The sequence below is a fragment of the Nocardia beijingensis NBRC 16342 genome, assembly GCF_001612785.1.
Taxonomy (GTDB): Bacteria; Actinomycetota; Actinomycetes; order Mycobacteriales; family Mycobacteriaceae; genus Nocardia; species Nocardia beijingensis.
In genome coordinates this window covers 164,615-189,728 of sequence record NZ_BDBC01000010.1, presented here as the reverse complement: position 1 = coordinate 189,728, position 25,114 = coordinate 164,615, and the positions used below count along the sequence as shown (strand labels likewise).

Below are 25,114 nucleotides of genomic sequence, written 5' to 3'. Positions count from 1 at the left end.
GGATTTGGGTAGGCTTGCCGACCATGACGGTACGTCCCGACGACCCCGCGCCGAACCCGCACGCCACCGAGGCAGAGGTCGAAGCAGCGCTCAAGGATACGAAGCTGGCCCAGGTGCTCTACCACGACTGGGAAGCCGAGACCTACGACGACAAATGGTCCATCTCCTATGACGAGCGCTGTATCGAATACGCGCGCGGCCGGTTCGACTTGGCCGTCGGCCCCGCGCCGCTGCCCTACGGCAAGGCGCTCGAACTGGGCTGCGGTACCGGCTTCTTCCTGCTGAACCTGATGCAGGCGGGCGTGGCGAAATCGGGCTCGGTCACCGACCTGTCGCCCGGCATGGTGAAGGTCGCGCTGCGCAACGCGCAGAACCTGGGACTGGACGTGGACGGCCGGGTCGCCGACGCGGAGACCATCCCCTACGAGGACGACACCTTCGATCTGGTGGTCGGCCACGCGGTGCTCCACCACATCCCCGACGTCGAGCTGGCGCTCAAGGAGTGCCTGCGCGTGCTGAAGCCGGGCGGCCGCTTCGTGTTCGCCGGTGAGCCCACCACGGTCGGCAACTTCTACGCCCGCTGGCTCGGCCGCATCACCTGGAAGGCCACCACCACGGTCACCAAGCTGCCGATCCTCAGCGACTGGCGGCGTCCGCAGGAGGAGCTGGACGAGTCCTCGCGCGCGGCGGCCCTGGAGGCGGTCGTCGACCTGCACACCTTCGATCCGCACCAGCTGGAGGCCATGGCTCGCTCGGCGGGCGCGGTGGAGGTGTCGGCCAAGACGGAGGAATTCGCCGCGGCGCTGTGGGGCTGGCCGGTGCGCACCTTCGAAGCGGCCGTGCCCGCCGAGAAGCTCACCTGGCGCTACCGGATGGCGATGTACCGCGCGTGGCTCGGGCTGAGCTGGGTGGACGAGAACGTCATGCGCCGGGTGGTCCCACGCCAGTTCTTCTACAACGCCATGATCACCGGCGTGAAGCCCAGCTCCGCCGGGAAGTAGTGTCGCGCAACCACATCGCCCGCCTCGGCAGCACGCTCGGTGCTGCCGAGGCGGGCGGAGGCCAGCCCATGTCGCCGCCGGTCTGGGAGCGCCGTGACCGGGCCGAGGGCTTCGGGATCACCACCGGCGGAATCAGGCGGGTCGACTCGGCGCACCCGCCGGTGCGGAACCGATAGTGGCCTATCGCTTCACCCGCGAGGATGTCGGGTATCTGGACGGCGCGACCGGCCGGGCCGCTCTGGCCGAGCTGGACGGACTGGCGCTCACCTCGGCATCCCTGCTGAAGGATCTCGAGCAGGTGCGCCGCGCCCACGGCGACCGGGCCGCTGCGCTGGTCGAGACGGTGCGATTGCGCCGCCGCGCCACGGCCAAACTCGCCGACGCGGAGGAGTGGCTGTTCACCGACGACGCCCTGCAACAAGCGACCCCGACGGCTGTCGCCGAACACCGGGCCGCTCGCCTGGCCGGGCGGACGGTGCACGACGTGACCTGCTCCATCGGCGCTGAACTGGCCGCGCTGGCGCCGCACTGTCCCGCCGTGCTCGGCAGCGATCTGGACGAGGTGCGGCTGGCCATGGCGGCCCGCAATCTGTCCGGCCATCGCAATGTCCTGCTGGTCAAGGCCGATGCGCTGAGGTCGTGCAGCGTCGGCACCGTCGTGATCGCCGATCCGGCCCGGCGCGCCGACGGCCGCCGCACCCACGACCCGGCCAAACTGCAACCGCCGCTGCCGGATCTGCTCGACACCTATCGCGGGCGCGATCTCGCCGTGAAATGCGCTCCCGGTTTGGATTTCGACCGGCTCGGATGGCCCGGCGAGGTGGAGGTGGTGTCGCTCGACGGCTCGGTGCGCGAGGCGTGCCTGTGGTCGCCGGGACTCGCCGAGTCCGGTGTCACCCGCCGCGCCACGGTGCTCTCGTCCAAGTCCGCCGCCTGGACCATCACCGATGCCGAGCCCGACGTCATCGAGGAGCGCGCACCGGGGCAATGGATCATCGACCCCGACGGCGCGGTCGTGCGCGCCGGACTCGTCCGCCACTACGCCGCGAAACACGGCTTGTGGCAACTGGACCCGCGCATCGCCTACCTGACCGGCGATCGCATCCCAGCGGGGACGCGCGGTTTCCGCATCATCGATCGTCTCGATTACCGGGAGAAGGCCCTACGCGCCGAACTCCGCCGCCACGACTGCGGGCCGCTGGAGATCCTCGCCCGCGGCGTCGACGTGGACCCCGACCGGCTGCGCCGCAACCTGAAACCGGCTGGCTCCCAACCGTTCACGCTCGTGATCACTCGCATCGGGCGCACGCCGACCGCCTTTCTGTGCACCGCGGTGGACCCGCGAACCCACTAGTGGACGGTTGTTCGGGCCGTGCGTGGCTACGCTACGAACTCGAGCCGCTGCCGTGATGGCGGTGATCGGACGAAGTCCGCCTCTTTCGCTCAGCCGCGGACGGTCCCGTCGTCTCCGCTTCGAGTGCGAGGAACAGGTCGATCCTGTCCGGCAGACGGTTGATATCGCGACCCGTCAGTTCGGTGATCCGGCCGATGCGATTCCGCAAGGTGTTCACATGGACGTGCAGGGCCGCGGCCGTCGCCGCCCATTGCCCGTCATGAGCGAGAAACGCACGCAAGGTGCTCTCCAACTCGGTGTGGGCGCGGCTGTCGTAGTCGCGTATCGGACCGAGGACCTGGTCGGCGTACGCGTCGCGCACGTGCTCGTCGAGCAGGCCGAGCAACATGCGATAAGTGGCGACTTCGGCGAAGGTCGCCGCAGTCGGTCCGCCCCTGGCTTGCAGGATCTGGCAGATCTCTCGCGCGCGCACCAACGGTTCCCGTAGCGCGCTGGCGTCGGCCGAGATCTCGCCCAAGCCCACGACGACGCGTTGCCGGCGCACGCGTCGACCGACCTCGGCCGAGAGTTGTTCGGAGAATCGGCGTAGCTCTTCTTGCGTCCGGTCCCAGGAACAGATCGCCACCACATCATGACTTCCGGCAGCGGTGAAAACCGGAAGCCCGTTGGCGGAGAAGGCGGCACCGGTGGCGGCGGCGATCTCATCGATGCGCAGGCGCTCGGTTGTCTCGCGCGGTGCCGCCGGCGCGAGTGCGAACACGGCCAAGGGCCGATCCGCGGGCACGCCGTAGGTCCGCAGTCGCTGCGCGACTTCGCCTGTTCGTCGCGCCCCGGACAGGATCATCTCCAGTAGTTCGGCCGCGAATCGCGCCTCGATCGCATGCACCGCTTGCTGTTTCGTGATCTCGAGACTGAGGAAGCGTGCGGCCTGGGCCAGCGCCTCTCGGTCCTGCGGAGTGAGCGATGCGATCGGGGCGAGGCAGTACAACCCGGCGTCTATGGCCCCCATCGCGCCCTCGACCAGGTAGAGCGCCGACGGTGCACCATCCGCGATGGCCACTTCGATCGGCGGTGGTGTGCGGTTCAGAGCCGCGGCGGCGATGCGAATCTGCTCATCGGTCAGTTGGCAGTCGATACTCGCCAGGCACCGTCCGGTGCGGTCGACGACCACCAGCGGGAGATCTGTTTCCCGCCGCAGAAGTTCGAGGACCCCTGCCACGCCCCCGCCCCGTGACAAGGCCGACGCGAGTGCTTCGCCGCGCTGGACAGTCGCGGTGAGCTCCGCCTGCAGAGCTTCGTTTCGAATGCGGGCGGCGGCGCTGGTCACGGACGTGAAAGGGACACCGATGCCGAGTTCGAGCAGCGGCAGTTCTCTGGCCTGGCTCGCCTCGACCAGTCCGGGTGGCAGCTGCGGAGTCTGCTCCGTCAGGCCGAATACGAGGCCGGTGGCCCGTGCGCGGACCACGCAGTCGACGAAGGAATCGACGGACACGTGCGACAGCCATAAACCGTTCGTCAGCACCAACTCACCGGGCCGGATATAGGGCGACGGGTCAGCCAGTTCGGTGGTGTGCAGCCAGCGAATCTCCGCATCGAGGCTCTCGATGGGCCCCGGCGTCACCACACGTAGTCCGAGCGCCGACTGGTCGATGAGTCGACGCATTGTCAACACCTGAGGGAATATACATGGCGCCAGCTTGGAGGGTGGATTTTCGCACATAGGCCGACCGTGGTGCGGGTGCTTCTATGACTTGCATCACTAATGAGAAAGGGAGATCATGGCGCCTCCACAATTATCGGCCACCTCCGATCCCATCCGGCCCGCACCCGATTCGGGTATCCGGTTCGATGATCACGGGGTCGGGCCGATTCCTGACAACCAGCGGGACTGCTCGGCCTGGGAGCTGTTCTGGATTTGGTGCGGGGCGAACATCGCACCGATCAATTGGGTTCTCGGCGCCCTCGGCATCGTGCTCGGGCTGAGTCTCGTCGAGACCCTGGTCGTGATCGTCGTCGGCAACTTGGTCGGGTGTGCCGTTTTCGGTGTCTTCAATGTGATCGGACATCGCACAGCGGTGAACCAGATGGTGCTCGGCCGTTCGGCGTTCGGCATCAAGGGCGCCGCTGTTCCCGCGGCCGTGCAGGGCCTTCTGACCATGGCCTGGGTCGGTGTCAACACGTGGGTCGTCCTCGACCTGGTCCTGGCGGTGTTGGATCAGCTGGGCATCAGGGGAGGGTTCGGACTCGAAGTGCTCGTCGCGAGCGTACTGATGGTCGTTCAGCTGGCGCTGGCGTTGTACGGGTTCTACGCGATCCGCGCCTTCGAGAAGTACACCGTTCCGCTCACCGTCTGTGTGATGATCGTGATGACGGTGGTCGCGTTCGCGAATTCCCGGATCGATTGGACCGTTTCCTCGACGCTCACCACCGGCGAGAAGGTCACCGCGGTAACGCAGCTCGTCACGGCTATCGGAGTCGGCTGGGGCCTGACCTGGATTCCGTACTCCGCCGACTACAGTCGTTTCGTGCGGCCGAAGCTGAGCGGCAAAGCCGTTTTCTGGGCGTCGGCAGCAGGGATGTACGTGCCCACGGTCTGGCTGGCGGCGCTCGGGGCATGTCTGGCCGGCGCCGGTGGGAACGCGGATCCATCCGCACTTGTCGTCGGCACGTTCGGCGCGCTTGCCGTTCCCGTTCTGCTTTTGATCATGCACGGGCCGATCGCGACCAATATCCTCAACCTTTACTCGTGCTCTCTGGCCGTATTGACCGTCGGCATACGCGTCGCCCGCTGGAAGCTCACGCTGTTCGCGGGGCTGATCGCTGCCATCGTCTTGGCCGTGTTCATCAATTCGTCCGACTTCGCCCATGCATTCGACAACTGGATGGTTTCCATTCTGATGTGGATCAGTCCGTGGGCGGCCATACTTCTGGTCGACTATTTTCTGGTCCATCGCGGCGCGATACCAGTTGGCAAGCTGTACTCCGCTGATGCCCGCTCAGGTGTCGGCGCCTTCAACTGGATCGGTCTCATCAGCCTGGGCGCGGGGTTGATCGCAGCGTGGTCCTGGCAATACGGCCTGGTTGCGGCCATGCGGGGCCCGTTGGCCACAGCTCTCGGCAATACCGATTTCTCCTGGCTGTCCGGAAGTCTGGTCGCCGGAGGGATATACGCGGCACTCGCCGTCGGCGGCAGAAGACCATCGAGCCGCCGGTCGATTACCTGACCTGCATTCTTCGGACTCGGGTCGATGAGGGGATGTCCGGCGCCGTGCGCGGCATTGATGCGAGCTCGCGGCGCCGGACATCGAAATTCCCGTAGCGTTCAGCGGTCACAGCGAGTGGGCCTTGTACAGGGCGCGCTCGCTCCAGGCTGCGTGTTGGAGCAGAATGTCGTCCTCGTGGCAGGGGCGGGAGAGCAGTGCGCCTGCGGGCGGCCTGCCTGCGCCCGCCGGAGCGGGCAGAGTGATCCCACAGGTGCCGAGGAGGCTGAGAACCATCGTGGTCCGCAGGGTCGATGCGTTTGCCGCATCGTAGCGACCTGCGTCGGCGCGCAGTTCGCCGATGGAGGGCGGCAGGTGCCGCACTGTGGGGCACAGAAGTGTCGCGCCCGCGAGTTCCTCGGCGAACGCGGCTCGAAGAGCAGGCATCTCGGCGTAGACGGCACCGATACCGGCGCAAGTGCGCGCGTTGTCCAGAAGGCGCCGCCGTGTGGCGTCCTCCAGAGGCATGCTCGAGTCGAGTCGGTGGTGATGGAGTTGGTATGCCTCGGCGCCGACGATCGTGCCGTACCGGTCGGTCAGGGTTTGCGCCGCGACGATCGAGCGCAGCTCGCGGATGACGACCTTCGCTCCGCCGGCACGAAGCGCATCCACGACAGCGGCGAAGTCCGCACCGACTTCCGGTGTCGTATCCTCGGACCACTCGCCCGCGGGGATGACGAAGGTGGGAATGCCGGCCTGGTACCGGAAAATCCCCGGGCCGAGAGCCCGGTCCAGCGCGATCACATCCGTCACCGTCTTCGCGAAGGTGCCGATGCTGTCGAGCGTGCGGGACAAGGGCGCGAAGTCGTGAGGCCCGTAGCGGCCGGCGCTGACCCGAAATCCGACGATGCCACAATACGCGGCAGGCACTCGCACGGAGCCGGATGTGTCCGTGCCGATGGAAAAGGGGACGATTCCGCGGGCAACCGCGACCGCGGAGCCCGATGACGATCCGCCCGGGACAAGGCTCGCGTCGAAGGGGTTCGTCGGTGTGCCGAAATAAGTGTTGATTCCGAGGCCGGAGAACGCGAATTCGCTGAGATTGGTCTTGCCGAGCGTGATCAATCCGCGGCGGTGGGCTTTTCGGACGAGGTAACTGTCGTTCACGGCGGGCAGGTCGTCGGCGTGCGCGGCCGATCCGGAGGTCGTGACGGTGCCCCGGACATCGAACACGTCTTTCCACGCGATGGGCACGCCGTCGAGGGGGCCGCGAGGGTGTCCGAGCTCGCGGCGACGTTCGCTTGCAGCGGCCTGCCGAAGGGCCAGGTCCTCGGTCAGCGAGATCATCGCGGCGTCCGAGGCGTAGCGATGGCCGAGGTCCAATGAGGTCGCTGTCAGGCGAGTGGCCGTCGTTTCCCGTCGGTCGAGGGCTGCGCCGAGTGCCGTAGCGGTACTCATCGGTCGGTGACGATTCATGGTCGAGTAGTGATCGGGCATGACGCACGGTAGCGCGACCGGGATGCTGCCATTATGTGTGAACATCCAGGTACGACCGCCGAATGATGGATCCAAATACATTCCTGAGTGCGAACCCGTCGTAGTTGACTGGTCGCATGACAGCGTTGAGTTACGAGCCGATCACCATCCCGGCGAGACAAGCCCGCTCCGTGACGTTACGCAGGGGGGACGAGCTGACGGTGATCGATCTCTGCGGTGGGCAAGTGGGGGATGTTTTCGCCTACAACGCATACGACATCTCCGAGTACCACAGTGCAGGTCATACGCGCACACACAACGGCAGGCTGTTTCCGGCGCTGGGGGAGTACTTCGTCACGAACCGTCGTCGGCCCATTCTCGGGTATCGGAACGACACCTCCCCCGGTGTGCACGACATGCTCATCGCCGCCTGTGATCCGGAAAGGTATGCGGCATACGGTGACCCGGATCATGCCAGCTGTGCTGAGAACCTGCGCCGCGCGATGGCCGAACTCGGCCACGGCGCCCTGCCGGTCATCCCTCAGCCGATCAACGTCTTCATGCGTATTCCGGTCGCCGCCGATGGCACCTTGTCGTGGCTGGAGGCCGCGACCGAGCCCGGAGACGCCATCACCTTTCGCGCCGAGATGGATTGCATCGTCGTCGTCTCCGCGTGCCCGCAGGACCACAACGTCATCAACGGAACCGGACCGACATCCTTGGCGATGAAAGTCCAGCCCACGAGTATCAGGAGAACCGCAGATGCCGACCATTGACCTCGACCACCCGGCGCTGGCACCGCTCGCGCTGGACACACTGAACCTGCGCAACCGGTTCGCCGTGGCGCCCATGACACGCGTGTCCGCCCGACCGGACGGCACCCCCACTCCACAGATGGCCGACTACTACCGCGGTTTCGCCGCGGGCGGTTTCGGGCTTGTCATCACCGAAGGGATCTACACCGACGCCAAGCACAGCCAGGGGTACTTCAATCAGCCGGGATTGGTGTCCGACGAGCACATCGACGCCTGGCAGGCCGTGGTGAGTGCGGTACACGACGAGGGTGCGCCCATCATCGCCCAGCTGATGCACGCCGGCGCCCTGTCGCAGGGCAACTTCTATGGATTCGGGACGATCGCGCCGTCGGCGGTTCGTCCTCGCGGGGTGATGCTGAGCGACTACGGCGGCGCCGGTGGCCCTTGGGGGGTGCCGCGGGCGATGGCAGGCGGCGACATCGACGAGGTCGTCGCCGGCTTCGTCGCGGCGGCGAAGAACGCGCGGGCAGCGGGCTTCGACGGCGTCGAGCTCCACGCCGCGAACGGGTACCTGCTCGATCAATTCATCACCGACTACACCAACCTGCGCGAGGACGAATACGGCGGTTCGGCGACGAACCGGATCCGATTGACCGCTGAGATTCTCACGAAGATCCGGGATGCTGTCGACGGATTCCCGGTCGGTGTCCGCTTGTCGCAGACCAAGGTCAACGACTTCACGCACCGCTGGCCGGGGGGTGAGGCGGATGCCAGGGCGATCTTCGCCGAACTGGTCGATGCCGCCTACCTGCATATCGCCAGCGAAGGACGGGACTTCATCGAGACGGCCCGGTTCGACAGTGGAGCCACGATCACGGCGCTCGCCCGCGAGGTCTCGGGTCGACCGGTGATCGCCAACGGCGGAATGCACGACTTGGCCCAAGCCGCTGACGTGCTGACCGGCGGGCATGCCGACGTCCTTTCCCTCGGACGCGGTGCCTTGGCCAATCCCGATCTACCGCGGCGCGTCGAGCGCGGAGCGAGCCTGGATGTGTTCGACCATGAGATGCTGCATCCCATGGCCACCCTCGACAACGCCCAGGCGTGGCGGCGGAAGTCCGGCAAGTGACTACCCCATCCTGGACTCGCGGAGCCGCGGCCGTCGCCACGTTGACCTTCGACGTCGACGCCGAAGCACCGATTCTGGCGGAAAGCGGCCGGTTCGCCGACCATCCGATGGTGATGTCGCATCAGTCCTACGGGCCGGATGTCGGCGTCCCGCGCATCCTCGACCTGCTCGACGAATTCGATGTTCCCGCGACGTTCTTCGTGCCCGGCTGGGTCGCCGAGCAACGTCCACGGCTGGCACGCTCGATTGTCGACCGTGGACACGAGGTCGCCCATCACTCCTACAGCCATCGGCCGCCGACCGCGATGCCGCCGGGCGCGGAGCGGGCCGATTTCCTCCGGGCGTTGGACGTATTCGCGCAGCAGGGCATCGAGATCGCGGGGCACCGTGCCGCGATGTGGAGTGCCAGCCGCGAAACCCTCGGTCTCGTCGCCGAGTTCGGGCTCCGGTACGACTCGTCGCTGATGGGTGACGACCGCCCATACCTGGTCGCCACCCCTCATGCGCCGGTCGTGGAACTGCCGGTGCACTGGTCGCTCGACGACTGGGAACAGTACGCGTTCTTGCCCGAGCCCCGAATCGGCTCGGTCATCGAATCACCGATCAAGGTGGAGGAGATGTGGCGCTGCGAGCTGCGCGGAGCACGCCACTACCGAAGCCTTTTCAACCTGTGCGTGCATCCGTTCCTGACCGGGCGACCCGGTCGGATCATGGCCTTGCGCGGGTTGCTGCGGTACGCGCAGGAGTGCGCGGATGTCCGATTCGCACGATGCCGAGACGTGGCCGAATGGGCGAAGGAAGATAGCTCCACGCCGCGGCGACCGTTGCCCGCCTACAGCCTGGACCCGCAGGTCTATCCCGACTGAACGCTGCCTGCGGTTCGGCTACTCCGGCTCGAACGCGAAGATCTCGCCGATCCGGGTGGCGACCACGACCTCGCCTTTCGCGCCGACCGACGTGCCGGTGGTGGTGCCCTTCGCGCCCGGCAGGACGTCGGAATCGATGGTGGCTCCGGTCCGCGTGTCGAAGGTGACGAGGTTCAGTCCGTCACCGATCGCCGCGGTGGCGTAGCCGGTGTCGCCCGCCGTCTGCGCGGCCGGGCCGCGCAGCGCCAGATCCTTGCGCTCCCAAGCCGTTTCGGCGGTGTCGCCGTTGTCCCGCAGCGCGAGCAGGTAGCCTTCCTCGCCCGACGGGATGATCAGGCCGTCGTCGGACACCGAGATGCCGCCGCGCGGCGTCCAATCCAGCCGGTGGACCCACTTGGTCCGCCCGTCGGTGGTGTCGAGGGCGATCAGGCGGTTGTTGTTGTCGCCGACGTAGACGGTGCCGCCGTCGGCGGACAGGGCCGGGCTGGTCGCGCTGCCGCCCAGCAGCAGTTCGGCGCTCCACTCCCGCGCGACCTTGGCGCCGGTGTAGCGCAGCGCGACCAGGGCCGCGGCGGGCCGTCCGGGCTGCCACAACGTCACGTAGAAACGGCCGTCCGCGTCGATGGGGGAGATGTTCGCGACGGGGCAGTGCGGCCCTCCGGTGGCGCAGTCGTCCAACCCCTGGCCCGCGTCCGGCCAGCCGAGGCCGGCGTGCGCGAGGAAATCGGGTTCGCCGAGCAATTGCACGGTCGGAACCGTCCGATCGCCGGTCTGCCTGGACAGCACGTCGACCTGACCGGACTGGCTGATCGTCAGCAGTTTGCCGTCGCCGGTGAACTGCACCGAGACCGGCGTTCCGGCCACCGGCGTCGCCCACCGCGGCTGCCCGAGGTAGTTGAAGGAGATCACCCTGCTGTCGTCGCCGACGTAGACGTTGGTCATCCCGTCGACCGCCGACGGCGCGGAGATCGCGCTCGGGCCGAGAGCGTTGCAGAACCGCTTGCGACCGGTGGCCATCTGGAAGGAGAAGATCGAGCAGTTCGGCAGGCGCGTGGTGACGAACAGCTGACTGTCCGGCCCCAGCGTGACCGGCTGGGCGATCGGCCCGCCGACCGGCCGCTGCCAGCTCAGCCCGATCTTGCGCGATCCGGTGACCGGAGTGGTGCCGCTGTTGCGGCCGTCGTGATAGGCGGCGGTCCAGCCCTTGCCGGTGCCGACGGTGATGTCGTCGTAGTCGGTGCCGCAACCGGCCAGCGTCAGCGCGCCGACCGCGGCAAGCACGACCACGGCGCGTTTCCGGGACGGTCGCCACAGGGAAGTAGCCAGTACGCCGCCGCTTCGCACCTGCCGTACTCCTGTCGTCGTTTGGCTCGCATCCGCGCCCTGTCCGGCGCAGGAGTCACTGTACGGGAGGCCTTTGCGCGGGTGAACGAGTCCCGGCCTTGTCGTAGCGGGTGCTCGTCGCGATGCTCGCCACGGGCGATAGGCTCTACCCGTCGCCGCCGAGGCGGGCGACGGCCGGTAGGACCACGACAGGAGAACCGTTCGTGACGAGCATGTGGGGCGCACCGTTGCGCTCGCGCTGGCGGGGATCGCGCCGCCGGGATCCGCAGCAGGCGCGTTTTCTGACGCTGGCGTCGCTGCGCTGGGTGCTCGCGAACCGGGCGTACACGCCCTGGTATCTGGTGCGCTACTACCGGCTGTTCAAGTTCCGACTGGCCAACCCGCACATCGTGCTGCGCGGCATGGTCTTCCTCGGCCGCCGCGTGGAGATCCACGCCACTCCCGAGCTGAGCCGTATGGAGATCGGCCGCTGGGTGCACATCGGCGACGGCAACGCCATCCGCTGCCACGAGGGTTCCCTGCGCATCGGCGACAAGGTGGTGTTCGGCAAGGACAACGTGGTCAACACCTACCTCGATATCGAGATCGGGGAATCGACCCTGGTCGCCGACTGGTGCTACATCTGCGACTTCGACCACAAGATGGACGACATCAACGTCCCGATCAAGGACCAGGGCATCGTGAAGAGCCCGGTGCGCATCGGCCCCGACACCTGGATCGCGGCCAAGGTGACCGTGCTGCGCGACACCCGCGTCGGCCGTGGCTGCGTGCTCGGCGCGCACGCCGTGGTCAAGGGCGAGATCCCGGATTACAGCATCGCCGTCGGCGCACCGGCCAAGGTGGTCAAGAACCGCAAGGCGGCCTGGGAGGCGGGCGCCGAGCAGCGCGCCGAATACCTTGCCGCGCTGGAGGACATCGCGCGCAAGAAGAACGGGGCCACGCAGAACGCCTAGCGCGGCGGAGTCGGGAATTCGTCGGTGCGGGCGAGTAGGTTCGGCGCCATGACTGCCTACGCCGCCCTGTTGCGCGGGATCATGCCGAGCAATCCGAACATGAGCAACGCGAAGTTGCGCGGGGTGTTCGAATCGCTCGGTTTCGAGGGTGTCGGTTCGGTGCTGACCAGCGGGAACATCGTGTTCCGCAGCCCGGAGACCGACGTGCCCGCGCTCGAGGAGCGTATCCAGCGGGCGCTGATCCGTGACTTGGGCATCGGCGGCGGCACCATCATCCGCAGCCACGACGAACTGCGCGCGCTGCTGGACACCGACCCGTTCCACGGCCTGACCCACGGCCGCGGCACGTACTTGATCGCCACGTTCCTCAAGGACACCGCCGAGCCTCCGGCAACCCTGCCCGAGCAGCCGGATCCGCTCACCAAGGTCGTCGGCTACGACGCGGCGGCGCGCGCCATCCTCGCGATCATCGACAACAGTCAGCCGGGCAAGACGCCCGACTTCATGTCCTGGCTGGAGAAGACGTACGGCAAGGACATCACCACCCGCACCTGGCTCACCATCGAGCGCATCGTCAAGAAACTGGCGGCCTAGCGGCTACTTCGGATCGCGTTCCGGCAGCGGGCGTTCCACGATGGACGGGCGGCCCAGCGGGTTGCGCACCCGCCGCTTGGCCGACTGGTACACCTGGGCGGTCTCCGCGGCCACCACGTCCCAGGAGAAATCGGCGGTGAGCCGTTCCCTGGCTGCGTAGGCGCGCTGCTGCGCGGCGGCGGGATCGTCGAGAGTGGCGCGGACCGCGTCGACCAGGCCGTCGATGTCCGCGGGCGCGAACGAGGCGCCGGTGACGCCGTCGATCACGGCCTCGCCGAGCCCACCCGCCGTGGAGGTGATCAGCGGGGTGCCCGCCGCGGCCGCCTCCAGCGCGACGATGCCGAAGGGTTCGTACCGGCTGGGCAGCACGATCGCGTCGGCGCCGTGCAGCCAGCCGAGCAGTTCGGCGTGGTCGAGCTGACCGGCGAAGTTCACCGCGCGGGCCACGCGATGCACCCGGGCGCGTTCGCGCAACCACTCGAACTGGGTGCCGACGCCCGCGACGGTCAGCGTGGTGCCGGGGTGGGCGCGGCGGATGCGCGGCAGCGCGGCGATCGCGTCCTGCACGCCCTTCTCGTACTCGAGCCTGCCCACGTAGAGCAGCCGCGGCGGACCGCTGCGCGGCGCGCGCGGGCGGAAGGTCCACGAGCCGACGTCGATGCCGTTGCGGATGACTGTCATCGGGATCCGCTCCGGACCGTAGAGCCGCTCGACTTCGTCCTGCATCGACGCCGAACAGGTGATCAGCGCGTCGGATTCGTTGGCGAGCCACCACTCCACCGAGTGCACCTGCTTGTTGACCTTGCCCGCGACCCAGCCGCTGTGCCGCCCGGCCTCGGTGGCGTGGATGGTCGACACCAGCGGCACGTCGTAGTACTCGGCCAGGGCGATGCCGGGGTGGGCGACCAGCCAGTCGTGCGCGTGCACCACGTCGGGGGTCCAGCCGTCGCCGATGCCCGGCTTGCCGAGCGCGACGCCCGCGCGCACCATGGCGTGCCCCATGGCCAGTGTCCAGGCGAGCATGTCCTCGCCGAAGTCGAACACCGGCGGGTCCTCGGCGACCGCGACCACCAGCACGCCGTCGGCGATGTAGGAGTGGGTGGGATGGGTGGAGGCGTCGGTGCCGGAGGGCCGCCGGGACAGGACGACCACCTCGTGGCCCGCCGCGGCCAGTTCGACGGCGAGGTGATGCACGTGCCTGCCGAGCCCACCGACCACGACCGGTGGGTACTCCCACGACACCATCAAAATCTTCATGCAAGTCCTTCTGCGGCCGAGCCCGGGTCCGCCGGAACCGGTCCGTGATCCGCGGTGGCGGGGCCATGGCCTGGCGCGGCGGCGGAAACTGCCCCGGTGGCGCTGGGTACGGACCCCGCGGAGGTGAGTCGTCGCGCGTCCACGCCGGGGAAGAGTCCGTCAGCTTCCCCCCATCCTGCCGCCAACTGCCGTGCTTTCGCGAGTTGGCCCGCCCCGACGGCCGCGGCGATTTCCCGGACCGCGTGGGCGTGGCGGTGCGCGCGGTCGCGCGCGTACCCCGCTGCGGAGTCCTTGCTGACCATGAACGCCCAGTCGCTGGAGACGGTCAGGATCGCCTCGCGGAGCAGCTGATCGGCGACGTGGTCGCGAAGTCCCGGTGCGCCGCCCTGCGCGGCGCGCATCTTGTCGACGGTGTCCAGGGTCAGCCACACGATGTCGTCGTTGAGCTCGACCAGGTCGCGCACCTGCTCGCCCGCCCAAACCCGCCAGTCCTTGCCCGAACCCCAGGACGAGTCGGCCAGCGGCACCGGCTCGCCCAGGTAGCCACGCGCTCTGGCGTCGGCGAGGGTGCCCACGGTGACGCCCGCCTCCGGCAGCGCGCGCAGCACCTGCGCCAGCCATTGCGGGCCCTCGTGCCACCAGTGGCCGAACAGTTCGGTGTCGAACGCGGCGACGACGAGGGCGGGCCTGCCGATCCGCTCGGACTCGGAGATCAACCGCTCGCGCACGGTTCGCACGAAGTCGTCCACGTCCCTGCCGACGGCCGCGGCGGCCAGTTCCGGATCGTAGGGAGCCTTGTCCGGACCCGCGACCGTCTTGCCGGTGACCCGCGCGGGTTTCAGACCCGTCGCATGGTCGTAGTGATGAAAGTCACGGTAGGCGCCGTGGCCGGGATAGCCGGATTTCGGCGACCACACGCGATAACTGACCTGCAGATCACGTCCGAACGCGACCACGTCGGAATCGCGAACCGGGCGGCCGAGCGTCGTATCGCCGCGCAGCGCGGGGCCATCGACCATGAAATGTGTCACACCCGCGGCGGCGTAGCCGGCCTCCATGCCGGGGGTGTATCCGCATTCCGGCGCCCAGATGCCGGTCGGCGTGTGGCCCCAGCGGTGCCGCGCGTCGGCCAGGCCCTCGGTGAGCTGGAACTGCCGCAGCCGCGGGTCCAGCAGCGGCTGGAACGGGTGAGCCAGCGGGCCGCCGAGCAGTTCGATGGTCTCCGCGTCGATGAGCGCGCGCCAGACCGGCGCCGCGCCGTGCCGCCAGTGCCGCTCGAACTCGGCCAGCGCGGCGGCGGCCAGGCGGTGCTCGTGCCTGCCCAGCGCGACGTTGCCCGCCATGGCGGCTTCGTCGGCGCGCAGCTGCCAGTTGCCCAGCCAGTGGTGCATGCCCGCCAGACAGTGCGGGTCGTCCAGCTGGGCCGCGAGCACCGGCGTGATGCCGAGGCTGAGCAGATGCGAACGGCCTTCGGCGGCAAGGGTGCGCAGCACCTCGACGACCGGCAGGTAGGACGCTGCCCAGGACTGGTAGAGCCATTCCTCGCCGACCGGCCAGCGCCCGTGGTTGGCCAGCCAGGGCAGGTGCGAGTGCAGGACCAAGGTGAACTGGCCCGGCACGGGGCTCGCTGCGTGGGTACTGCGCTCGGTCAAGGCTTCACCGCGATGGCGACCAGATCCAGGCTCGCGTCGATGTCCGCGGCGAGCAGTTCGAAATCGTCCACCGTGACGCTCGCGACGTCGGCGGTCAGCTCCGCGGGCCAGGGTTCCCCGGCCAGCGCGCGCTCGATCTGCGCGTCGATGAAGGACCCGCCGTGCTTGGCGTCCAGCGCTTTCAGGCCGGGTCCGTGGTGCACGCCGATCATTTCCGAGACCTCGAATCCGGCCTCGACCAGCAGTTCGGTCAGTTCCGCCGCGTTGAGCTCCCTGGTGTGGAACGGGTTGAGCGGAGTGTCGCGACCGGGGGAGAATGTGATCCGGTTGGGCGTGCTGATCAGCAGCTCACCGCCGGGACGCAGCACCCGCAGGCACTCGCGCAGGAACTGGGACTGGTCCCAAAGGTGTTCGATCACTTGGAAATTCACCACGACGTCGACCGAGACGTCCTCCAGCGGCAGTTCGGCGAGGTTGCCCTGGATCATCTCGACGCGGGGGTAGCGCGCGCGCACGTGCTCGACGGCGCCGGTGTCGTAGTCCACGCCGATCACCTTGGTGGCAACGCCCGCGATCATGTCGGCGCCGTAGCCCTCGCCGGAACCGGCCTCGAGCACGGTCTTTCCGGCGCAGCGGTCGAGCAGGCGGGCGTAGGCGATCTCGTGCCTGCGGAACCAGTAGTTCTCCTCGGCGATACCGGGAACGGTGCGCTCGCCGGTCAGCGGCAGTGGTTCGACGGCGCCGACAGTCGTCTCGGTAATGCCGGTCGGGTCGCCTACTGCGGCAGGGATCACAGCCTCGCTCATCACTCCGACGTTACTGGCACGGCATCCGCGGGGCATACCCCACCCGGCCGCCCCGGAGTGCGGCTTCGCTCGCCGGGAAAGGGGCCGCTGGAACGGCGCACTGTAGTGCGTGGTAACCAATTGTGAGAGAGAAGCCACTAAGTTACCCACGGGTAACTTAACGTAGGGTAATGTCACGGCCTGAGCCACCCACCGGGGCGTACGGCGCAGTTCGTGCGACCACCACATACGTGTAACCAGAACAGGAGGTCGACGAAGACCGATGCCGAACATCGTCGTACTCATCAAGCAGGTTCCCGACACCTGGTCGGAGCGCAAGCTCACCGATGGTGACTTCACGCTCGATCGCGAGGCCGCCGACGCCGTCCTCGACGAGATCAACGAGCGCGCCGTCGAAGAGGCGCTGCTGATCAAGGAGGCCCAGGGCGGTGAGGTCACCGTGCTGGCCGCCGGTCCCGACCGCGCCACCGAGGCCATCCGCAAGGCGCTGTCCATGGGCGCCGACAAGGCCATCCACATCAACGACCCGGCCATCCACGGCTCGGACGCCGTGCAGACGGCGTGGGTGCTGGCGAGCGCGCTCGGCCAGGTCGAGGGTGTTGAGCTGGTCATCGCGGGCAACGAGGCCACCGACGGTCGCGCGGGCGCGGTGCCCGCGATCATCGCCGAGTACCTGGGCCTGCCGCAGCTGACCCACCTGCGCAAGCTGACCGTCGACGGGGACAAGATCACCGGCGAGCGCGAGACCGACGAAGGCGTGTTCAAGCTGGAGGCCACGCTGCCCGCCATCGTCAGCGTCACCGAGAAGATCAACGAGCCGCGCTTCCCGTCCTTCAAGGGCATCATGGCCGCGAAGAAGAAGGAAGTGCAGACCTTCACGCTGGCCGACCTGGGCGTCGACCCCTCGACCGTCGGCGTCGCCAACGCGGGCTCCGTCGTCACCGCGGCCACGCCGAAGCCTCCGCGCACCGCGGGCGAGAAGATCGCCGACGAGGGCGACGGCGGCACCAAGATCGCCCAGTACCTGATCGGCCAGAAGATCATCTGATCTCGGTAGCGCAGACTTCCTAGGAGAGAACACACATGGCTGAAGTACTCGTGCTCGTCGAGCACGCCGAGGGTGCGATCAAGAAGGTCAGCACCGAACTGCTCACCGCCGCTCGCGCCCTTGGCGAGCCCGCCGCCGTCGTGCTCGGCACCGCGGGCACCGGCGAGAAGCTGGCCGACGCGCTGGCCGCCGCGGGCGCCGAGAAGATCTACATCGCCGAGTCCGACGATGTGGAGAACTACTTGGTGACCCCGAAGGTCGACGTGCTGGCCGCGCTCACCGAGTCGGTCTCGCCCGCCGCCGTCATCGTCGCCGCCTCCGCCGAAGGCAAGGAGGTGTCGGGTCGCCTGGCCGCCCGCATCGGCTCCGGCCTGCTGGTGGACGTCATCGAGGTGAAGTCCGACGGCACCGCCGTGCACTCCATCTTCGGTGGCGCGTTCACCGTCGACGCCAAGGTCACCGGCGATGTCCCGGTGATCTCGGTCCGCCCTGGCGCCGTCGAGGCCTCCGCGCAGGCCGGTGCCGGCGAGAAGGTGACCGTCGAGGTGCCCGCGCAGGAAGAGGGCGTCGTCAAGGTGACCTCGCGCGAGCCGGTCGTCGCCGGTGACCGTCCGGAACTCACCGAGGCGAGCATCGTGGTCTCCGGTGGCCGCGGCGTCGGCTCCGCCGACAACTTCTCGGTGGTCGAGGCTCTGGCCGACTCGCTCGGCGCGGCCGTCGGCGCTTCGCGCGCCGCCGTCGACTCGGGCTACTATCCGGGCCAGTTCCAGGTCGGCCAGACCGGTAAGACGGTCTCCCCGCAGCTGTACATCGCCCTGGGCATCTCCGGCGCGATCCAGCACCGCGCGGGCATGCAGACCTCGAAGACCATCGTCGCGGTCAACAAGGACGAAGAGGCGCCGATCTTCGAGATCGCCGACTACGGCATCGTGGGCGACCTGTTCAACGTCGCGCCCCAGCTGACCGAAGCGGTCAAGGCGCACAAGGGCTGACGCCCGCGGCGACCCAGAAGTGGCCCCGACCGGACGGTCGGGGCCACTTTTTCGTTTTTTCACCGCCGAACACGTGATCCCACAATGGATTTGAGCTACTGTTGGCGAGCGTTGCTGCACTGCGGGATGGGGCAAGGGGGCGATGAGCGACGTCGTGGACAGCGGTGATCTTCAGACGGCGACCGGCGTGGACGGCGGTCTGCCGATCACCGCGCGGCAGAACACTCTCCGAGAATTCGCGTCGGTGTTGTCGCCACCGGTGGTGTCCCAGTACCTTGCCTTCCACGACTGGCAACTAGAGTCCCGCGATCAGGACATCAAAGAGATCTGGCGACTTCCAGGGGAGGACGGCCTGCTAGGCCGAATCATGCTGCCTTTGGCCACCGACTATGTCGATTTCCCTCGCCGCTTTCGTGAGACGCTGCAAGCCCTGGCCACCATTTACGACTGTGACCTCATCCAACTGGTCGAACGAATAACCGCCGCGCGGCCGACGCGGTGCTCGTGCGTCTCGGCCAGGAGACTGGCGAACTGACGCGGGTGCGAGCGACTCCGCCGAGGTGCTGGTCGGTTCGAACCGTTTCGGTCGATTGAGACGTAGAGGCGCTGATCTTCGATTGTTGTGACTGGTCGGAGACTTTCGGCGCGAAATTCGTGCGAACTCTCGAGGCCACTCGCGCGGGATTCGTGACCGAGGCGAAAGAAATTACGGCGCAGGCGATTTCGCGTCGAAGGTGCAGGTCGCGGACGTACACTCGGCCGGTGAGCATCCCAACGGAACCGATCGGTAGCATCCCTCGACCTCACGACCTGTTGGCCGCTATGGCCGACGAATCCGGCGACGCCGCCGCGCTCGCCGAACTCCAGCGGCGCGCGGTCGCCGAGACCATCCGGAAGCTGGAGGAACTCGGCTCTCCCGTCGTCACCGACGGCGAGCAGACCAAGCCGAGCTTCGCCACCTATCCGATCGCGGGGCTGGACAATCTGGCCCCGGACGGGGCGGTCATCCCGTTCGCGGACGGGCATCAGAGACAGCTGCCCCGGCTGACCTCGGGCCCGTTCCGCTATGCCGCGCACGCGGCGGACTATCTGCGCGCCGCGCAGCAGCACGCCACCGTTCCGGTGAAGCAGGCCGTCATCGCGCCGTCGGCGCTGAGCCTGCTGTACCCGGCCGACGGGATCGAGGGTTACCCCCGCGAGCAGTTCCTCGCCGACCTCGCCGACGCGGCAGAGGCCGACATCCGTGGCTGCCTGGACGCGGGCGCGCACCTGGTGCAGCTCGACTTCACCGAAGGGCGGCTGTCGCTCAAGCTCGATCCCAGCGGCGGGGTGCTCGACCAGTTCATCGAGCTGAACAACACGGTGCTCGAACGCTTCTCGGATGAGGAACGAGCCAGGATCGGCGTGCACACCTGCCCCGGCGGCGACCAGGACTCCACGCACAGCCTGGACGTGGACTATGTCCAATTGCTGCCGAAGTTGCTGCAACTGCGGGTCGGCGCGTTCTACCTCCAGCTCGCAAGCGAACCGGAACCGGAGAAGGTTCTCGCCGTAGTCGCGGAACACTTGCCCGCCGAGGCGCGGGTGTTCATCGGCGTCACCGACCCGATCGACCCGCAGGTCGAGACACCCGAACAGGTCCGCGACCGGGTACTGCTCGCCGCGCGCTTCCTGCCCGTCGACCGTTTGGGCACCTGCGACGACTGCGGCTTCTCACCATTCGCCGACGACACCTCCACCTCACGGGAGACCGCGTTCGCCAAGATCCGCGCGCGCATCGAGGGCACGGCGCTGGCGTCGACGGAATTGCGCGTCTGAAAGGGCGACAGATGCGCAAGGGCTAGGGTCGTGCGCGCGCACTTGATCGGTACCGTCCGGAGCTGCTAACGGACAGGTAGTAACACCTTATCGTGAAGGAGAAATGTCGATGTAGCCCTCACCTGAAGCCGGGCACTGCGGTTCGGACAGGCAGCGTATCGTGTCCGGCATCGTCGAAGCGACGAGATCACCCCTGCCCAACTTCATCGATGTACTGGATAGGGTCGGTTTCCCGTACGAAGATGTCCATGCGTTCGGCGGACGCAGGCGTGTAGGGACGGTACTCTGCTACAGCGAAAACGTATGTCCAACTGCGCAACCGGGCGTGGTCGAGCAACGGATGGTCGTGGAGTTGGTCAATTCGTTCTCTTATCGACACCGGGCCGTTCTGGATCGCCACCCACAGGGCAGCTTCGGCGTTGACGTCGCCAACGGCGCCGAGTGGGTCGATCGCGTACCAGCGGTCGGGGCCGCGCAGGATATTCTTGGCTTGCAGGTCCGCATGCAGTACGTGATGAGTCACGGTGGTGCGCAGTAAGACGTCCAGTAAACTCTCGGCTTCGGCGAGCCGGGGCATGGCGTCGAAACGGTCCATCGCTTCGGTGTACTGCGGATCGGCGAATCGTTCTCTGGCCCAGTCCAGACGCATTCGCGCGATCTCGGCGAGGTCTTTGAGGTCGGGCGGCTTCGGCAGGTCGGGTTGATGCAGCCGAGTAAGCAGTTTCCCGAACTCGGTCGAGTCGCTGGCGTAATTGTCCGGCCACGCGATGACGCCGGGGATGACCCGCGTCATCAGGAACACGCCGGAATCAGCTGAATATTGCAGGACCGCAGGCGCTGCGTGTGCTGCGGACCATCGCCGCAGCATGGCGATTTCTATGCAACCGGATTCTCGGTCCACGGGAATCTTCAGCACGGCCGGTGTGCCGTCGGGTGTCGAACAGTAGACGCAGCATGACATGGCACCGCTGTCGGCGATGCTCTCGAGACCAAGGTTCCACCGTTCGGCGTAGTTGGCGATCCGTTCTGGGATGGCGTCGAGCCATGCTCGCCCATCGGATTCGCCGCGCATGAAAACTATGGCCTTTTCCAACCGGGCTGGAATTGGAGGCACGATCATCGGGACAGTACCTCCTGTATCTGGTTGGTCAACGCGTCGATGTCGTGCTGGTCGTTGTAGACGTGCGTCGCGATTCGCAGCAAGCATTCACCGCGGGCACCTGGCCCGACCCATGCGCGCAAGCGAGCGGACTGCAACGCCGTCACGACCTCGGTCACGGTCACAGTGTCCAGGATGAACGACCGCATCCGCGGTGGCGAGTATTTCGCGGTGGCGGTCGGTCGCGCGCCGATCTGGGCCAGTGCATCCGAGGCGGTGTCGGCCAAGCGCCGACACTCGTCGAAATCGCCCCGGGCGTACCATCTGCTCCATTGCGTCAGTGCGGTGTCCAAGCACAGCCGCGGCACCGGGTCGAACGTGCCCGGCCAGGAGAATCGTTCAACGAGATTGCCGGCATCCCAAGTCAGCGATACTTCGGCTGGCCGGACCCGGTCCAGCAGGTGCGGCGCGAGCGAGAGGAATCCGACCGGTCGTAGCGTGGGCAGCCACTTGTGCAGGGTGCCGAACACCGCCGCAGCATTCCATTTCGTAGGGGTCAGCGGAATGTGGCCCGGTGCGTGCGCGGCATCGAGGATCAGCTCGCCGCCACGGCCGCGCACCCAATCCGCGAGGACCGTGACCGGGAATTGAATGGCTGCGGATGATGAGATGAGGCTGGCCTGTAGATAGGTCACATCGTTCGGCACATTGGCTTCGAGATCGGCTAGTAGCTGGTCTGGACTGTGGAACGGTAGCGCCACCGGGATTGTGATCAAGCGCGCGGCGGCCCGCGCGCATGCGATCTGCCAAGCGCGCTGGATAGAGGAGTACTCGGTACCCAGCGTGACGACGGTGTCTGCCGAAGACAACGGAAGCGACGCGATGATTGCCGCTGCCCCGGAGGTGGCATTGGCGCATAAAGCGGTTCGGTCCGCGTCGAGGCCCAGCGCTGTGGCCGCGAGGGCGGTCTGCGTCTCCAGCCGCCCGATGAGCTCGGCCCCGAGGTGGCGGGTCGGGTCGGACTCGAGCTGAGCACGAAGGCGTTCACCTGCGGCCAGCACCTCCCGCGACGCGAGTCCGTAGGACGCGTGATTGAGCTGGATCAGCCCGGAGGCCAGTGTGAATTTCTCGTACGCTACCGGTTTCACGCCCCGGCCTCATTGTGGTGAAGGGTGGCACGTAGCCGGGGCAGACTCGCCACATCGAACCGGAAGATCGCGTCCGCCGCCTGCGCGTCTTCGGCTGTGACGCCGAGCTCGGCGATGGCAAAGCCGACCGCGGTCCAGCCCTGCGGGCGATGCTCCAGCGTATGCAGGTGGGCGGTGAGTCTTTCACAGCGATCGGCCGCTAGCACGTCGTTTCGGCAGACCCCGCGGAGCTCGGTGAGCAGGCGGTTCGCGACGGTGCGCCCATACAGGTCTTCGAGCTCGCGGAGCTGGCAGGCGAGTGTGGTGGCGACACGGCCGAGCGCAGTCGGCAGGCTGACATCGAGATAACGGCTGAAGGCTTCGGCGGACTCGGCGAAGCGCTGCTGCAAGCCGAGTACCCGGCTGGAATCGCGAAGGTGCGGTGGATTCTCACTTGCCACGCCCGAGGTGCGAGACATGCGAGCAAGCTGTTCGAGCAGCTGCCAGGAACGATCCAGCTCGAGGCAGGCCATCGTCTTCTTGCTCAGCCAATGCAACGCTTCGTATTCGGCATACGGGTGCCCGGTGGTCTGTGCCATCTCGATCGCGCGCTGGAGCCAGTACTCCGCGGCCGCCGACTCGTAGGCGGCCAGATGTGCCAGTCCACGATGCCCATACGCGCGCGACCGTATCTGTGACTCGACGCTCATCGCGGCGACCGCGTCGCAAAGCTCGATGCACCGGACGGTGTCCTGCACCGGACCGCACAATTCGACCTCGGCCTGGAGGATCAGCGCCTCTGCCCGTAATTCGCTCGGTTCCGGGTGAGCCGCGATCAGGTCGTCGAGCACTCGACTGGCTTGGTTCCAGTCACTGATCATGCGCAAGTTACGGGCCCACAGTAGACGCACGGGCACCGTGAGCGTCGACGCCACCTCTTCGATCTCGACGCGAGCGAGCGCCGCGGCGCAGGCCTCGGTGCCGCCCACATGATCGCCCTCGGCCGAGAGACATTCGGCCAGGAGCGCATACACCGAAAACGACGGTGTCTGGTCGACCGCGATCCGAGCGAGGTCACGCGCTTTGGACACCGAGCCCAAAGCGAACTGGCGGCGTGCCGCTGCCAGTGCGAGTGCACCGGCCTTCGCGCGATCACGGGCAGCGACAGCCACCGCTGCGGCGCGGACCTGTAGTTCGTCGTCCCACTCGGGTTCACCTTCCAGAATTTGCAGCAGACGAGCGTGCTGCCGCCGCCACCGCGGCGCGTTGGCCGCTCCGCGTTCACGGAGGATTTCGGCGAACAACGGATGGTGGATGAGATACCGGTCGAAGTCCCCGCGTGGTTCGGCGGGACGGACCAGGCCATGTTCGGTGAACAGCACGTGCAGTCGCTCGTAGACGTCATCGACGTCCATGCGGGCCAGCCGTGCCAGATAGTCGACCTCGAAGCTGTAGCCGATCAACGCCGCGATCTCGAGCAACTGCAGGTCGGCTCCGGCCAAGTAGGACAGCCGCTCTTCCAATACCGCGGTGATCTGGTGCGGGGTTGCCCCGTCGGCGCGGTCGCCCAAGCGAACCAGAGACTCGGCGAACAGCGGATTGCCCGCACTTAGCCGGACGATTCGCGACACCAGCCGGTGCGGCACCGCGACGCCGCTCGCGGCTTGACGGACCAGCCGTTCGGTATCCGCGTTCGACAGTCGTGGCAAATCCATCACCACGGTCTCCGGTCGGTACCGGCACAGCCGAAACACCGCACGCTGCAGAGGGTGAGTTTGCTCGGCGGAACGTAATTGATCCGGCCTGTAGGCCAGGACGAGGATCAGCGGACCGTTCATGCGTAAGGCGATCGTGGTCAGCAGGTCGATGGTCGCAGTGTCGGCCCAGTGCAAATCATCGAGGATCATCAGAACCGGACTGTCGGTGAGCAGGTCTTCGATCAGCCGCAACAATTGGTCTAGGCGGCTATCGATCTCGGTCTTTGCCCGGCCGGACGCGACGAAGGTCTGCCCCGTGCGCACGCTCGCCGCCAGCACTTGCCCGACGATCGGTACCGACTCGATCCAATCCGGCGCATGCTGCCGGAACGAGGACACCACCCGTTCCAACCTCGTACGCGAACCGAAGCGCTCAGCGGACGACGTCAACGACCGTAGGCACTCGCGCACCGCTTGAAATGAGTCCGATGCGAGTGAATTCAGCATTGCCTGCCCGTATCCGGACAACAATCCCGACTCGGCGTGCCGCTGTACCGCACGATGTGCGAACGTTGAGAGCAGGCTGGTCTTCCCGACGCCCGCCTCACCTCGCAGCACGATCACGGCAGGCACGTTTACTTCGATCGCCCGGTCGACTCGATCCAGCATTTGCGCCAGCTCATCGATGCGATCGACCAGAGGCGCCGGCGCAACAGGGCCAGTCAACGCTCCCCCTCCCGCTCCCGCGGACGTCTGTGACCGTGAATTATAGTTCAGCGACCGATAATTCGTTGTGCTCGAGTTTACGCCGACGATTCTGCAATGCTGAGGCGTGGTGTGCTCTGTGGCGGCGCATGCTACGTCCGCCAGTGACCCGTTCGTCGGCTGCGAACTGCTTGCGTCGATCGCCGAACCCGACAAGACGAGGGGACCAGCTCCCGGTTGT

At 67.2% G+C, this 25,114-nt stretch carries 21 protein-coding genes; 12 read left to right on the top strand and 9 right to left on the bottom strand.

Features of this window, described 5'->3' with window-relative positions:
* Positions 1 to 23: 23 nt before the first annotated feature.
* Positions 24 to 1,001: a class I SAM-dependent methyltransferase gene (locus tag NB3_RS06165; protein WP_067797768.1), complete on the top strand. Its 978-nt coding sequence runs from the start codon at positions 24 to 26 to the stop codon at positions 999 to 1,001.
* 175 nt (positions 1,002 to 1,176) lie between these two features.
* Positions 1,177 to 2,355, top strand: coding sequence for a class I SAM-dependent methyltransferase (locus NB3_RS06160; protein ID WP_067797765.1), 1,179 nt, complete (start codon positions 1,177 to 1,179; stop codon positions 2,353 to 2,355).
* 31 nt (positions 2,356 to 2,386) lie between these two features.
* On the opposite strand, the gene NB3_RS06155 is transcribed toward NB3_RS06160, so the two are convergent.
* Positions 2,387 to 4,018 (bottom strand): PucR family transcriptional regulator, encoded by a 1,632-nt coding sequence (locus tag NB3_RS06155; protein WP_244891785.1) that lies wholly within the window; start codon positions 4,016 to 4,018, stop codon positions 2,387 to 2,389.
* 115 nt (positions 4,019 to 4,133) lie between these two features.
* Here NB3_RS06155 and NB3_RS06150 point away from each other — a divergent pair, with 115 nt between their 5' ends.
* Positions 4,134 to 5,579 (top strand): cytosine permease, encoded by a 1,446-nt coding sequence (locus tag NB3_RS06150; RefSeq protein WP_067797759.1) that lies wholly within the window; start codon positions 4,134 to 4,136, stop codon positions 5,577 to 5,579.
* Positions 5,580 to 5,684: 105 nt separating this feature from the next.
* On the opposite strand, the gene NB3_RS06145 is transcribed toward NB3_RS06150, so the two are convergent.
* A complete protein-coding gene (locus tag NB3_RS06145; protein WP_169810646.1) occupies positions 5,685 to 7,052 on the bottom strand; it encodes an amidase family protein in 1,368 nt (455 codons plus the stop codon).
* Positions 7,053 to 7,168: 116 nt separating this feature from the next.
* Between NB3_RS06145 and NB3_RS06140 the strand changes: the two genes are divergently transcribed.
* The 3 genes from NB3_RS06140 to NB3_RS06130 are packed head-to-tail and all read left to right on the top strand — an operon-like array spanning position 7,169 to position 9,781.
* Positions 7,169 to 7,807 carry a DUF1989 domain-containing protein gene (locus tag NB3_RS06140; protein WP_067797752.1) on the top strand — a complete coding sequence of 213 codons (639 nt, stop codon included), beginning with the start codon at positions 7,169 to 7,171 and terminating at the stop codon, positions 7,805 to 7,807.
* Entirely contained in the window at positions 7,794 to 8,915 is a 1,122-nt protein-coding gene (locus NB3_RS06135; RefSeq protein WP_067797750.1) for an oxidoreductase, read from the top strand. The genes NB3_RS06140 and NB3_RS06135 overlap by 14 nt, the downstream gene beginning before the upstream one ends.
* Positions 8,912 to 9,781: a polysaccharide deacetylase family protein gene (locus tag NB3_RS06130; RefSeq protein WP_067798449.1), complete on the top strand. Its 870-nt coding sequence runs from the start codon at positions 8,912 to 8,914 to the stop codon at positions 9,779 to 9,781. Before NB3_RS06135 ends, NB3_RS06130 begins: the two co-directional genes overlap by 4 nt.
* Positions 9,782 to 9,799: 18 nt before the next feature.
* On the opposite strand, the gene NB3_RS06125 is transcribed toward NB3_RS06130, so the two are convergent.
* On the bottom strand, positions 9,800 to 11,068 hold the full coding sequence (locus NB3_RS06125; protein ID WP_084485834.1) for an outer membrane protein assembly factor BamB family protein: 1,269 nt from the start codon (positions 11,066 to 11,068) through the stop codon (positions 9,800 to 9,802).
* Positions 11,069 to 11,328: 260 nt separating this feature from the next.
* Between NB3_RS06125 and NB3_RS06120 the strand changes: the two genes are divergently transcribed.
* Together NB3_RS06120 and NB3_RS06115 are read left to right on the top strand one after the other, a co-directional pair.
* Positions 11,329 to 12,078, top strand: a complete 750-nt coding sequence (locus NB3_RS06120; RefSeq protein WP_067797748.1) for an acyltransferase — start codon at positions 11,329 to 11,331, stop codon at positions 12,076 to 12,078.
* A 48-nt stretch (positions 12,079 to 12,126) separates the two neighbouring features.
* Complete coding sequence (locus tag NB3_RS06115; protein ID WP_067797746.1) at positions 12,127 to 12,672, top strand: DUF1697 domain-containing protein; 546 nt, start codon at positions 12,127 to 12,129, stop codon at positions 12,670 to 12,672.
* Between the two features lie 3 nt (positions 12,673 to 12,675).
* On the opposite strand, the gene NB3_RS06110 is transcribed toward NB3_RS06115, so the two are convergent.
* From NB3_RS06110 to NB3_RS06100, 3 genes are read right to left on the bottom strand one after another with little or no spacing between them, the layout of a single operon-like run.
* Positions 12,676 to 13,929: a glycosyltransferase family 4 protein gene (locus tag NB3_RS06110; RefSeq protein ID WP_067797743.1), complete on the bottom strand. Its 1,254-nt coding sequence runs from the start codon at positions 13,927 to 13,929 to the stop codon at positions 12,676 to 12,678.
* Positions 13,926 to 15,581 (bottom strand): 1,4-alpha-glucan branching protein domain-containing protein, encoded by a 1,656-nt coding sequence (locus NB3_RS06105; protein WP_244891784.1) that lies wholly within the window; start codon positions 15,579 to 15,581, stop codon positions 13,926 to 13,928. The genes NB3_RS06110 and NB3_RS06105 overlap by 4 nt, the downstream gene beginning before the upstream one ends.
* The gene (locus tag NB3_RS06100; protein WP_067797740.1) at positions 15,578 to 16,387 is read right to left on the bottom strand and encodes a class I SAM-dependent methyltransferase; all 810 of its coding nucleotides are present in this window, start codon (positions 16,385 to 16,387) and stop codon (positions 15,578 to 15,580) included. The genes NB3_RS06105 and NB3_RS06100 overlap by 4 nt, the downstream gene beginning before the upstream one ends.
* 262 nt (positions 16,388 to 16,649) lie before the next feature.
* Between NB3_RS06100 and NB3_RS06095 the strand changes: the two genes are divergently transcribed.
* The 4 genes from NB3_RS06095 (at position 16,650) to NB3_RS06080 (ending at position 20,245) form a co-directional block, all read left to right on the top strand.
* The gene (locus tag NB3_RS06095) at positions 16,650 to 17,435 is read left to right on the top strand and encodes an electron transfer flavoprotein subunit beta/FixA family protein (protein WP_067797737.1); all 786 of its coding nucleotides are present in this window, start codon (positions 16,650 to 16,652) and stop codon (positions 17,433 to 17,435) included.
* A 35-nt stretch (positions 17,436 to 17,470) separates the two neighbouring features.
* Entirely contained in the window at positions 17,471 to 18,427 is a 957-nt protein-coding gene (locus tag NB3_RS06090; RefSeq protein WP_067797734.1) for an electron transfer flavoprotein subunit alpha/FixB family protein, read from the top strand.
* Positions 18,428 to 18,569: 142 nt separating this feature from the next.
* Positions 18,570 to 18,962: a hypothetical protein gene (locus NB3_RS06085; RefSeq protein WP_067797731.1), complete on the top strand. Its 393-nt coding sequence runs from the start codon at positions 18,570 to 18,572 to the stop codon at positions 18,960 to 18,962.
* A gap of 227 nt (positions 18,963 to 19,189) precedes the next feature.
* Entirely contained in the window at positions 19,190 to 20,245 is a 1,056-nt protein-coding gene (locus tag NB3_RS06080) for a cobalamin-independent methionine synthase II family protein (protein WP_067797727.1), read from the top strand.
* A 187-nt stretch (positions 20,246 to 20,432) separates the two neighbouring features.
* On the opposite strand, the gene NB3_RS06075 is transcribed toward NB3_RS06080, so the two are convergent.
* The 3 genes from NB3_RS06075 to NB3_RS06065 all read right to left on the bottom strand — a co-directional run bounded on the left by NB3_RS06075 (position 20,433) and on the right by NB3_RS06065 (position 25,089).
* A complete protein-coding gene (locus NB3_RS06075) occupies positions 20,433 to 21,365 on the bottom strand; it encodes an aminoglycoside phosphotransferase family protein (protein WP_169810645.1) in 933 nt (310 codons plus the stop codon).
* Positions 21,362 to 22,405, bottom strand: coding sequence for an aminotransferase class V-fold PLP-dependent enzyme (locus NB3_RS06070; RefSeq protein ID WP_218020532.1), 1,044 nt, complete (start codon positions 22,403 to 22,405; stop codon positions 21,362 to 21,364). Before NB3_RS06070 ends, NB3_RS06075 begins: the two co-directional genes overlap by 4 nt.
* Positions 22,406 to 22,488: 83 nt before the next feature.
* Positions 22,489 to 25,089, bottom strand: a complete 2,601-nt coding sequence (locus tag NB3_RS06065; RefSeq protein ID WP_169810644.1) for an ATP-binding protein — start codon at positions 25,087 to 25,089, stop codon at positions 22,489 to 22,491.
* Between the last annotated feature and the right edge of the window lie 25 nt (positions 25,090 to 25,114).

What these genes read in the sequence shown, in the direction of transcription:
- NB3_RS06165 (WP_067797768.1), top strand. Translation starts at nt 24, where the DNA reads ATGACGGTACGTCCCGACGACCCCGCGCCGAACCCGCACGCCACCGAG.
- NB3_RS06155 (WP_244891785.1), bottom strand. Translation starts at nt 4,018, where the DNA reads ATGCGTCGACTCATCGACCAGTCGGCGCTCGGACTACGTGTGGTGACG.
- NB3_RS06150 (WP_067797759.1), top strand. Translation starts at nt 4,134, where the DNA reads ATGGCGCCTCCACAATTATCGGCCACCTCCGATCCCATCCGGCCCGCA.
- NB3_RS06145 (WP_169810646.1), bottom strand. Translation starts at nt 7,052, where the DNA reads ATGCCCGATCACTACTCGACCATGAATCGTCACCGACCGATGAGTACC.
- NB3_RS06140 (WP_067797752.1), top strand. Translation starts at nt 7,169, where the DNA reads ATGACAGCGTTGAGTTACGAGCCGATCACCATCCCGGCGAGACAAGCC.
- NB3_RS06135 (WP_067797750.1), top strand. Translation starts at nt 7,794, where the DNA reads ATGCCGACCATTGACCTCGACCACCCGGCGCTGGCACCGCTCGCGCTG.
- NB3_RS06115 (WP_067797746.1), top strand. Translation starts at nt 12,127, where the DNA reads ATGACTGCCTACGCCGCCCTGTTGCGCGGGATCATGCCGAGCAATCCG.
- NB3_RS06110 (WP_067797743.1), bottom strand. Translation starts at nt 13,929, where the DNA reads ATGAAGATTTTGATGGTGTCGTGGGAGTACCCACCGGTCGTGGTCGGT.
- NB3_RS06100 (WP_067797740.1), bottom strand. Translation starts at nt 16,387, where the DNA reads ATGAGCGAGGCTGTGATCCCTGCCGCAGTAGGCGACCCGACCGGCATT.
- NB3_RS06095 (WP_067797737.1), top strand. Translation starts at nt 16,650, where the DNA reads ATGCCGAACATCGTCGTACTCATCAAGCAGGTTCCCGACACCTGGTCG.
- NB3_RS06090 (WP_067797734.1), top strand. Translation starts at nt 17,471, where the DNA reads ATGGCTGAAGTACTCGTGCTCGTCGAGCACGCCGAGGGTGCGATCAAG.
- NB3_RS06085 (WP_067797731.1), top strand. Translation starts at nt 18,570, where the DNA reads ATGAGCGACGTCGTGGACAGCGGTGATCTTCAGACGGCGACCGGCGTG.
- NB3_RS06075 (WP_169810645.1), bottom strand. Translation starts at nt 21,365, where the DNA reads ATGATCGTGCCTCCAATTCCAGCCCGGTTGGAAAAGGCCATAGTTTTC.